The sequence below is a fragment of the Streptomyces sp. NPDC005151 genome, from assembly GCF_053599875.1.
Genome location: NZ_JBSFYR010000143.1, coordinates 1 through 12,040, shown reverse-complemented (window position 1 = coordinate 12,040; position 12,040 = coordinate 1). Strand labels below are relative to the sequence as shown.

Here is a 12,040-nt window from a genome sequence, read left to right as displayed (position 1 = left end):
TCTGGCGCGGGTGGAGACCCTGCTGGTGGGTGCCGAGGCGATCAGCGAGCCGTTGGCGCGTACGTGGTCGTCGGGTCGGCGGCTGGTGAACACCTACGGGCCTACGGAAGCCGCTGTGATGGTGGCGGCCGGGGTCGTGGATGCGGGCAGGGCGGGTCCGGTGCCGTTCGGCCGGCCGATCGCCAACACCCGCCTTTACGTGCTGGACGACGTCCTTGAGCCGGTGCCGGTGGGTGTGGCCGGGGAGCTGTATGTCGCAGGCGCCGGTCTGGCCCGCGGGTACGTGGGCCGTCCCGGTCTGACGGGTGAGCGGTTCGTGGCGTGCCCGTACGGCTCCGGGTCGGGCTCGGGTGAGCGGATGTACCGCACTGGTGACTTGGTGCGGTGGGCGCCGGACGGACAGCTGGTGTTCGCCGGGCGGGCGGATGAGCAGGTCAAGGTCCGTGGGTTCCGGATCGAGCCGGGCGAGATCGAGACGGTCCTGCTGACGCACCCGCAGGTGGCCCAGGCCGCGGTCGTGGCTCGCGAGGACGTCCCGGGGGACAAGCGCCTGGTGGCGTATGTCGTACCCGCTGACGACACCGCCGACCTTGACGCCCTGCCGGAGTTCGTAGCGAGGCGGCTCCCCGAGTACATGGTCCCGGCAGCGTTCGTCACGCTCGCCGAGTTGCCGCTGACCGCCAACGGCAAACTCGACCGCAGGGCCCTGCCCGCGCCGGAGTACGCCACGAGTGCGGGCCGGGCCCCGGCTTCGGTGCGTGAGGAGATCCTCTGCGCGGTGTTCGCAGAGGTTCTCGGTCTGGAGTCGGTGGGGGTGGACGACAACTTCTTCCGGCTGGGCGGGCATTCGCTGCTCGCGGTGTCGCTCGTGGAGCGGCTGCGGGCCCGCGGCGTATCGGTCTCGGTGCGGGCGTTGTTCGAAGCGCCCACCCCCGCCGGGCTGGCGGGTGCGGCGGGAGTCGCGGCGGTGCAGGTGCCGGAGAATCTGATCCCGGCCGGCGCGCAGGAGATCACGCCGGAGATGTTGCCGCTGGTGGAGCTGTCCCAGGACGAGATCGACCGGATAGCCGCCACCGTCGAAGGCGGCGCGGCCAACATCGCGGACGTCTATCCGCTGGCGCCGTTGCAGGAAGGCATGCTCTTCCACCACCTCATGGCGGAGGGAAGCGCCGACGCCTACGTGACCGTACGCGTGGTGGAGTTCGACTCGCGGGCCCGGTTGGAGACGTTCGCGCGGGCTCTCCAGCAGGTCCTGGACCGGCACGACATCTACCGTACGGCGGTGGTGTGGGAAGGACTGCGGGAGCCGGCCCAGGTGGTCTGGCGCCACGCCGAGCTGGCGGTCGCCGAACACGTCCTCGACGTCGATCCCGCTGAGCCCGCACGCGTGGTGGACGCCCTGGTGGAGGCCGTCGGCTCGGTGATGGACCTGGGCCGCGCCCCGCTGATGGACCTGCACGTGGCCGAGCTGCCGGAGGGCCGGTGCCTGGGGCTGGTGCGGATGCACCACATGGTCCAGGACCACCTCGGCATGGACGTCCTGCTGCAAGAACTGCGCGCGGTACTCGCCGGGCAGGCCGACCAGCTGGCCCCGGCTTTGCCGTTCAGGAACTTCGTGGCACAGACGAGGCTGATCCCCCGGGCCGAGCACGAGCGGTTCTTCGCCGAGCTGCTGGGCGATGTGACCGAACCGACCGCCCCGTACGGACTGCTCGACGTACGCGGCGACGGCAGTGACGTGGTCACGGAGACCGTGCCCGTCCCGGACGAAGTCGTTGACGGTCTGCGGGACGTCGCGCGGCAACTGGGCGTCAGCACGGCGACCGTGCTGCATGTGGCGTGGGCTCGGGTGCTGGCCGCGCTGTCGGGTCGCGACGATGTCGTGTTCGGGACGGTGCTGTTCGGGCGGATGAACGCCGGTGAAGGCGCCGACCGGGTGCTGGGCCCGTTCATCAACACCCTTCCGGTACGCGTCCGGACCGGCAGCGTAGGCGTCCGGGCCGCCGTCGAACTCATGCGAGCCCAGCTCGCGGCGCTGCTGGAACACGAGCACGCCCCCCTGGCCCTGGCTCAGCAGACCAGCGGAATCGCGGACAACACACCCCTGTTCACCTCCCTCTTCAACTACCGGTTCATCACCGGCAACAACGACACCTCGGCCGAAGCCGAAGCCGAAGCCGAAGCCGAAGCCGAAGCCGAAGCCGAAGCCGAAGCCGAGACCGAGGCCGGGGCCGAGCGGGACCGGCCGCGGCCGGTCGACGGCGGCCAGACGGTCTTCGCCCAGGAGCGGACCAACTACCCGGTCGCCGTATCGGTCAACGACCTGGGCGCGGGCGGTCTGAGCCTGAGCGTGCAGGCCGTGGACGCACTCGATCCGCAGGCCGTCGGCAGACTGCTGTGCACGGCGGCGGAGAGTACGCTCAGCGCGCTCGCCGAGACGTTGCGCGGTGGTCCGGACCTCGCCCTGCACGCCGTGGACGTGCTCGACCAGCAGGAACTCCAGCGGGTGGTCATCGGCTGGAACGACACCGCGGCCGACGCGCCGGACTCGACCATCACCGAGGTGTTCGAGCGCCAGGTGGCTGCCACCCCCGGCGCCCCGGCGCTGATCGCCGACGAGACCGTGCTGACGTATCGGGAACTGGACGCCGAGGCGAACCGGTTGGCGCACTTCCTGCGCGGCCGGGGAGTGGGGCCGGAAACGGTGGTCGGGCTCTGCCTGCCACGCGGTACGCAGATGATCACCGCCGTGCTGGGGGTCCTGAAGGCCGGAGCGGCGTACCTGCCGATCGATGTGCGGAACCCGGCTGAGCGGACTGGCTTCCTGCTGGCCGACAGCGGGGCGCGGTTGATGCTGGGGAGCCAGGACAGCCTGGACGGTCTGCCCGTCGACGGGGTGCCGCTGGTCGTCCTCGACGCCCCGGCGACGTCCACGCTGCTTGACGGCTGCCCGGACACCGCGCCTGACGTGGCGGCGGATCCGGCCGGGCTGGCGTACGTGATCTACACGTCGGGGTCGACCGGGACGCCGAAGGGCGTGGCGGTCTCCCATCGCGGTGCGCTGAACCTGGCGGCCGCTCAGATCGAGCGGTTCGCGGTGGAAGGCGACTCGCGTGTGCTGCAGTTCGCGTCGATCGCCTTCGACGCGGCCACCTCCGAGTTGCTGATGGCCTTGTGCTCCGGTGCCGCGCTGGTCGTCGCCCCGGCCGACGAGTTGACGCCGGGCGGTGGGCTGGTCGAACTGCTGGCGCGCCATGGGGTGACGCATGTGACGTTGCCGCCGGCGGTCCTCGCCGTTTTGGAGGTTCGGGATCTGGCGTCGGTACGGACGCTGGTGTCGGCGGGTGAGGCGCTGGATGCGGGCTTGGTGGGGCGGTGGGCGCCGGGTCGCCGCCTGATCAACGCCTACGGCCCGACGGAGATCACGGTGTGCGCGTCGATGTCGGCGCCGCTGTCCGCCGGTGACGAGCCGTCGATCGGCACGCCGATCGCCAACGCCCGGGTGTATGTCCTGGACGACACGCTCGCGCCTGTTCCGGTAGGCGTGGCCGGTGAGTTGTACGTCGCCGGCGCCGGCGTGGCGCGCGGGTATGTCGGGCGCCAGTCCTTGACCGGTGAGCGGTTCGTGGCGTGCCCGTACGGGTCCGGCGGCGAGCGGATGTACCGCACCGGGGACTTGGTGAAGTGGACCTCGGACGGGCAGTTGCTGTTCGCCGGGCGGGCGGATGAGCAGGTGAAGGTCCGCGGCTTCCGGATCGAGCCCGGTGAGATCGAGGCGGTTCTCTCGGCTCATCCCGAGGTGGCGCGGGCCGTCGTCGTGGCTCGCGAGGACACGGTAGGCGACCGGCGGCTGGTGGCCTACGTGGTCCCCGCCGACAGCGACGACGGCATCGACCTTGACGGCGTACGCGCCCTCGTAGCGTCGCGGTTGCCCGCGTACATGGTCCCGGCGGCGTTCGTCGCCCTGACCGAGTTGCCGCTGACCCTCAACGGGAAGCTGGACCGCAGGGCCCTGCCCGCGCCGGAGTACACCGCGGGCGACGGACGAAGCCCGGCCACGGTCCAGGAGGAGATCCTCTGCGCGGTCTTCGCCGACGTACTCGGCGTGGATGCGGTGGGAGTGGACGACAACTTCTTCCGGCTCGGCGGGCATTCCCTCCTGGCGGTCCGGCTGATCTCGCGGATCCGAGCGGTGCTGGGCGTCGCGGTCGAGGTCCGCGCACTCTTCGAGGCGCCGACCGTGGCCGGTCTCGCGGCCCGCTTGGCGGAGCTGGGCCCGGACCAGGTCCGTACGCCGCTGCGGGCGGCGGCTGAGCGTCCGGAGCGGGTGCCGTTGTCGTTCTCGCAGCGGCGGCTGTGGTTCCTGGGCCAGCTCGAAGGACCCAGCTCGACGTACAACATCTCCGTGCCGATCCGGCTGACCGGGGTGGACACCGGCGCTCTGGGTGCGGCGCTCCGGGACGTGATCGTCCGCCACGAGTCACTGCGGACGGTCTTCCCGGCCATGGACGGCGAGCCGTACCAGCAGGTCCTCGACCCGCAGGAGCTCGACTGGGCGCTGGAGATCAGCGAGGTCGCGCCCGAAGACCTCGCCGGCGCCGTGGGACAGGCGTCCCGGTACGCCTTCGATCTCTCCGCCGAACTGCCCATCCGGGCCTGGCTGTTCGACACCGGGCAGGACGAGCCGGTGCTCGTGCTGGTGATGCACCACATCGCGAGCGACGGGTGGTCGATGGGCCCGCTGGGACGCGATCTGTCCGCGGCATACGCGGCGCGGCAGCGGGGCGAGGCCCCGGACTGGCAGCCGCTGCCGGTGCAGTACGCCGACTACACCCTCTGGCAGCGAGAAGTACTCGGTGACGAGTCCGACCCGGAGAGCCCCCTGTCGGCCCAGGTCGACTACTGGCGGCAGGCGCTCGCCGGAGTCCCGGAGGAACTGGCGCTGCCGGCGGACCGGTCGCGTACCGCCGTGGCGAGCCATGTGGGGCACCGAGTTCCGCTGGGGGTACCCGCCGAGGTGCACCAGCGGGTGGTGGCTCTGGCGCGCGCCGAGGGCGCGACGGTGTTCATGGTGTTGCAGGCCGCGCTGGCGGTGACGCTGTCGCGGCTCGGGGCCGGTACCGACATCCCGATCGGCTCGGGTGTGGCCTCCCGTACCGACGAGGCGCTGGACGATCTCGTCGGGTTCTTCCTCAACAGCTTGGTGATCCGGACGGATCTTTCGGGTGATCCGGAGTTCCGGCAGGTGCTGGGGCGGGTGCGTGAGGCGAGTCTGGGCGCGTTCGCGCATCAGGACGTACCGTTCGAGCGGCTGGTGGAAGAGCTCGCTCCCGAGCGGTCGATGTCCCGGCATCCGCTGTTCCAGGTGGTCCTCACCTTGCAGAACGTCGAGCGGGCGGCACTGGAGATGCCCGGCGTGCGGGCCGGAGTGGTCACGGGCGTCGAGGCCGCCCTGGCCGCCTCGGTCAAGTGCGACATCGATGTGATGGTCGGAGAGGCGTACGACGAGAACGGCCGCCCGGCGGGACTGCGCGGGTCGTTGACCGGCTCGGTGGACCTGTTCGACGCGGGTACGGTCGAGGCCGTCGCCAAGCGGTGGATCCGGGTGCTGGAGCTGGTGACCGCGGCGCCCGAGCTCCGGCTGGGCGCCGTGGACCTCCTCGACGCCGACGAGCGCGATCTGCTGCTCAGCCGGTGGAACGACTCGGCGGTCGAGCCCGCCGGCTCGACCATCATGGAACTGTTCGCCCGGCGAGTCGCCACGGCTCCGGACGCGGTGGCCGTGGTCGGCGACGGCGTCGAGCTGTCGTATCGGGAGCTGGACGCGTCGGCCAACCGCCTCGCGCACTACCTGCGCGGTCTGGGCGTGGGCTCGGAGTCGGTGGTGGGCATGTGCCTGCCGCGCGGCGCCGAGCTCATGACCGCCCTGCTGGGCGTGTGGAAGGCGGGGGCGGCCTATCTGCCGATCGAGGCCCGGCTTCCGGCGGAGCGCATCGCCTTCATGATCGCTGACAGCGCCGCGTCGGTCGTCCTGACCGGCGGCTCGGCGACGGCCGCCCTGGCCGACGCCCTGGCGGACACACCGGCCGACACCCTGGGCGGTGTCACCACGGTACGGCTGGACGACCAGCGGGTGCGGGACCGGATCGAGGCATGCTCCGAGACTGCGCCCGACTTCGCGGCCGAACCGTCCGGACTGGCCTATGTCATCTATACGTCGGGGTCGACCGGTACGCCGAAGGGCGTCGCGCTCACCCACGGCGGTACGGCGAACCTGGCGACCGCGCAGATCCATCGGCTCGCGCTGCGGCCCGACTCCCGGGTGCTGCAGTTCGCCTCGATCGGCTTCGACGCGGCGACGTGGGAAGCGCTGGAGGCCCTGGGCGCCGGTGCCTCCCTGGTGGTGGCCGCCGCGGACGAACTGATTCCGGGCAGCGGGCTCGCGGAGGTCGTGGCGCGGCACGGCGTGACGCACGCGACGCTGCCGCCTGCGGTCCTGGGGGCCCTGGGTGCCGATGACTTGGACTCGGTGACGACGCTGGTGTCGGCGGGTGAGGCGTTGGACGCGGGCTTGGTGGGGCGGTGGGCGCCGGGTCGTCGTCTGATCAATGCGTACGGTCCGACGGAGATCACGGTGTGTGCGTCGATGTCGGTGCCGCTGGCGGCTGGTGATGTGCCGTCGATCGGTACGCCGATCGCCAATGCGCGTGTGTACGTGCTGGACGGCGGGCTCAGCCCGGTGCCGGTAGGGGTGGCAGGGGAGTTGTACGTCGCCGGCGCCGGGGTGGCGCGCGGGTACGTCGGGCGCCCGTCCTTGACCGGTGAGCGGTTCGTGGCGTGCCCGTACGGGTCCGGCGGCGAGCGGATGTATCGGACCGGGGACTTGGCGCGGTGGACGCCGGAGGGGCAGTTGCTGTTCCTCGGGCGTGCGGATGAGCAGGTCAAGGTCCGCGGGTTCCGGATCGAGCCCGGTGAGATCGAGGCGGTTCTGTCGGCTCGTCCTGAGGTGGCTCAGGTCGCGGTGGTGGCTCGGGAGGACACGCCGGGGGACAAGCGGCTGGTGGCGTACGTCGTCCCCGCCGAGAGCGATGACGGTCTCGACCTCGACGGTCTGCGGGAGTTCGTGGCGTCGCGGTTGCCGGACTACATGGTCCCGGCCGCGATGATGCAGCTGTCGGAATTGCCGATGACGGTGAACGGCAAGCTGGACCGTAAGGCACTGCCGGTGCCCGAATACGCCACGGGTACGGGCCGTGGCCCGGCCACCGCACAGGAGGAGGCGCTGTGCGCGGCGTTCGCCGACATGCTGGGCCTGGACTTGGTGGGGGTGGACGACAGCTTCTTCGACTTGGGCGGCCACTCGCTGCTGGCGGTACGGCTGGTGTCGCGGATCCGGGCCACGCTCGGCGTGGAGGTCGAGGTCCAGACCCTGTTCGAGGCCCCGACCGTGGCCGGGCTGGCGGCCCGCCTGGCCGAGGACAGCGAGGAGAACGAGGAGGGCACGGAGCGCGCCCGCCCGCCGCTGCGGGCCGGAGTCCGTCCCGAGCGGGTGCCGTTGTCGTTCGCCCAGAGGCGGCTGTGGTTCCTGGCTCAGCTGGAGGGGCCGAACCCCGCGTACAACGTCCCCGTGCCGATCCGGCTGAGCGGCGTGGACGCCGTGGCGCTGGGTGCGGCGCTCCGGGATGTCGTCGAACGGCATGAGTCGTTGCGGACGGTCTTCCCGGCCGTGGACGGCGAGCCGTACCAGCAGATCCGGGAGATGCGCGACCTGGACTGGGAACTCCAGGTCGCGCAGGTGGAGTCCGGTGCACTGGCCGATGCCGTAGTGGGCGCCTCGCGGTACGCGTTCGACCTGTCGATGGAGCTTCCGATCCGGGCGTGGCTGTTCGAGGCCGGTCCTGACGAGCAGGTCCTGGTGGTCGTGATGCACCACGTCGCCGGCGACGGCTGGTCCATGGGACCGCTGGGACGCGACCTCTCGACGGCCTATCAGGCGCGGCTGCGCGGCGAGGCCCCGGTGTGGGTGCCCCTCCCGGTGCAGTACGCGGACTACGCGCTCTGGCAGCGGGAGTTGCTGGGCGACGAGTCGGACCCGGGCAGTCTGCTGTCGGCGCAGGTGAAGTACTGGCGGCAGGCGCTCGCCGGGGTCCCGGAGGAGCTGGCGCTGCCGGTGGACCGGCCCCGTCCTGCGGTGGCCAGCCATCGCGGCTATGCGGCGGGGTTCCGTGTGTCGGCTGAGGTCCACCAGCGCTTGATGGACCTGACCCAGACCGAGGGCGTCACGGCGTTCATGGTGTTGCAGGCCGCGCTGGCGGTCATGCTGTCGCGGCTCGGGGCCGGTACCGACATCCCGATCGGTTCGCCGGTAGCGGGCCGTACGGACGAGGCGCTGGACGACTTGGTCGGGTTCTTCCTGAACACGTTGGTGATCCGGACGGATCTGTCGGGCGACCCGGAGTTCCGGCAGGTGCTGGGGCGGGTGCGTGAGGCGAGCCTGGGCGCGTTCGCGCATCAGGACGTGCCGTTCGAGCGGCTCGTGGAGGAGCTGGCTCCGTCCCGGTCGATGGCGCGGCACCCGCTGGCCCAGGTCGTCCTCACCATGCAGAACACCGAACGCTCGGCTTTGGAACTGCCCGGCGTCCGTACCGGTGGCCGAACTCCGGGGCTGGACGGGAGCGCCATGGCCTCGGCGAAGTTCGACGTCTACATGTCCGTCGGGGAGGTGCACGACGCCGAAGGACGCCCGGCCGGCCTGCGCGGGGCGGTGACGGTGGCGGCGGACCTCTTCGACGAGGCGGCGGCGGCCAGGTTCTCGGGGTGGTTCGCCCGGGTGCTCGACCTGGTGACGGCTGAGCCCGACATCGCCCTCCACGCGGTGGACGTGCTCGACGCCGACGAGCGGGACCGCGTCCTGTACGGATGGAACGACACGGCGGCGGAGTCTGTGGGCTCGTCGGTGGTGGAGTTGTTCGAGCGGCAGGTGGTTGCTGTTCCGGACGCGGTGGCGATGGTCGGAGAGGGTGCTGAGGTCTCGTACCGGGAGTTGGACGCGGCGGCGAACCGGCTGGCGCGCTACCTGCTCGATCTGGGTGTGGGCGCGGAGTCGGTGGTGGCGTTGTGCCTGCCGCGTGGTGTGGAGATGGTGACCGCGATTTTGGCGGTGTGGAAGGCGGGGGCGGCGTATCTGCCGATCGACGCCGCGCTTCCGGTTGAGCGGGTGGCGTTGATGCTGGCCGACAGTCGGGCGGGGCTGGTCCTGGGTACGGGTGACGCCTTGGACGACCTGCCGGTCGGACGGGTGCGGATGATCGCCCTTGATGACCCGATGACCCGGATGCTTGTGGACCGCCAGGCCGATTCGGCGCTGGAGGGTGTCCTGGGCGCGTCTGATCTGGCGTATGTGATCTTTACGTCGGGTTCGTCGGGTGTGCCGAAGGGTGTGGGGGTCACGCATGGGTCGTTGGCCAACTATGTGACGTCGGTGTCGGGCCGGCTGGGCTGGACCGGTGCCGGTGCGCGGTACGCGCTGTTGCAGGCGCAGGTGACCGACCTGGGCAACACGGTGGTGTTCGTCAGCCTTGCCACCGGTGGGCAGTTGCATGTGCTGGACGCGGACGCGGTCACTGATCCGGCGGCGGTGGCGGCGTATGTGTCGGAGCACCGGATCGACGCGTTGAAGGTGGTGCCGTCGCATCTGGCGGCGTTGACGGCCGCGGTGGGCGTGGAGCCGTTGCTGCCCGCGCGTTCGCTGGTGCTGGGCGGTGAAGCTGCCCCGGCGGCCTGGGTCGGGGAGGTGCTGGGTGCTGCTGGTGGGCGGCGGGTGTTCAACCACTACGGGCCGACCGAGACCACGGTCGGGGTGGCGACTTCGGAGCTGGTCTCGGGTGGTGTGGTGGCGATCGGGTCTCCGATTGCCAATACCCGGTTCTTTGTCCTGGATGACACGCTGAACCCGGTGCCGGTGGGTGCGGCGGGGGAGTTGTACGTCGCGGGCGCCGGGTTGGCCCGCGGGTATGTCGGGCGGCCGTCGTTGACCGGTGAGCGGTTCGTGGCCTGCCCGTACGGGTCCAGCTCCGGCGGCGAGCGGATGTATCGCACCGGGGACTTGGTGAAGTGGGCGCCGGACGGTCAGTTGGTGTTCGCCGGGCGTGCGGATGAGCAGGTCAAGGTCCGCGGGTTCCGGATCGAACCCGGCGAGATCGAGACCGTATTGGGTGCCCACCCGGACGTAACCCAGGCCGTGGTGATCGCCCGCGAGGACACACCCGGCGACCGGCGGCTGATCGCCTACGTGGTGCCCGCCGATGGCGACCCGGATACCGATACGGGTCCTCTGCGGGACTTCGTGGCACGGCGGTTGCCGGAGTACATAGTCCCGGCCGCCGTCGTGGTGCTGCCGGAACTGCCCCTGACCGCCAACGGCAAACTCGACCGCAAGGCGCTGCCCGCACCGGAGTACGTCACAGGAGTGGCCCGTGGTCCGGCCACGATTCAGGAAGAGATTCTGTGCGCGGCGTTCGCCGAGGTCCTCGGCGTCGAGTCGATGGGGGTTGACGACAGCTTCTTCGAGCTGGGTGGTCATTCGCTGCTGGCGGTGCGTTTGGTGTCGCGGATTCGTATGGTGCTGGGTGTGGAGGTCGAGGTCCGGGCGTTGTTCGACGCTCCGACAGTGGCGGGGCTGGCGGCACGGCTGGCCGAAGAGGGGACGGGGCAGGCGCGTCCGCCGTTGCGGGCGGCGGTTGAGCGTCCGGAACGGGTGCCGTTGTCGTTCGCGCAGCGGCGGCTGTGGTTCCTGGCCCAGTTGGAGGGGCCGAGTTCGACGTACAACATCCCCGTGCCGATCCGGCTGAGTGGAGTGGACACCAGAGCTCTGGGTGCGGCGCTCCGGGATGTCGTAGAACGGCATGAGTCGCTGCGGACGGTCTTCCCGGCCGTGGACGGTGAGCCTTACCAGCAAATCCTCAATCCGCACGAGTTGGACTGGGCTCTCCAGGTCACTCAGGTGACGTCCGGCGAACTGCCTGAGGCCGTACGGGAGGCGTCGCGGTACGCCTTCGACCTGTCGGCCGAAGTGCCGGTCCGGGCATGGCTGTTCGAGGCCGGGCCGGACGAGCAGGTGCTGTTGGTGGTCATCCATCACATCGCCAGCGACGGATGGTCACGTGGCCCGCTGGCCCGGGACGTGTCGACGGCGTACGCGGCGCGGCTTCAGGACCGAGCTCCGGATTGGGAGCCGTTGCCGGTGCAGTACGCCGATTACACGCTGTGGCAGCGGGAGTTGCTGGGTGACGAGTCGGACCCGGACAGCCGACTGTCGACGCAGATGGAGTACTGGCGGCGGGCGTTGGCGGGGGTTCCGGAGGAGCTGGCGCTGCCGGTGGAGCGGCCGCGTCCTGCGGTGGCCAGCCATCGCGGTCACGCCGCGGGGTTCCGTGTGCCGGCGGAAGTGCACCAGAGGCTGGCGGAGTTGGCGCGGGCCGAGGGTGTGACGGTGTTCATGGTGTTGCAGGCCGCGCTGGCGGTGACGCTGTCGCGGCTCGGGGCCGGTACCGACATCCCGATCGGCTCGCCGATCGCGGGCCGCAGCGATGAGGCACTGGACGATCTCATCGGGTTCTTCCTCAACAGTTTGGTGATCCGGACGGATCTGTCGGGTGATCCGGAGTTCCGGCAGGTGCTGGGGCGGGTGCGTGAGGCGAGTCTGGGCGCGTTCGCGCATCAGGACGTACCGTTCGAACGACTGGTGGAAGAGCTCGCTCCTGAGCGGTCGATGGCTCGCCATCCGCTGTTCCAGGTCACCCTGACCCTGCAGAACATGGAGCGCGCTTCGCTCGAACTGCCCGGGCTGCGTACCGGCGGTGGAGCCTCTTCCTCTTCCTCTTCCTCCTCGTCCTCCTCCGTGGAGGGCTCGGTGCCGATGCCCGCCAAGTTCGATCTCGATGTCGTGGTGGTTGAGCAGCTTGATGGTGGGGGTCGGCCGGCGGGGTTGCGTGGTGTGGTGACGGTGGCGGCGGATTTGTTTGGTGAGGCTGCGGCGGGC

1 protein-coding gene is annotated in these 12,040 nt (G+C 70.7%); it reads left to right on the top strand.

Annotated features, from left to right (window positions below; all coding sequences use genetic code 11):
- Positions 1-12,040 (top strand): amino acid adenylation domain-containing protein (locus tag ACWD6R_RS37655; protein ID WP_451822864.1); only part of this gene is annotated, 12,040 nt, incomplete at both ends.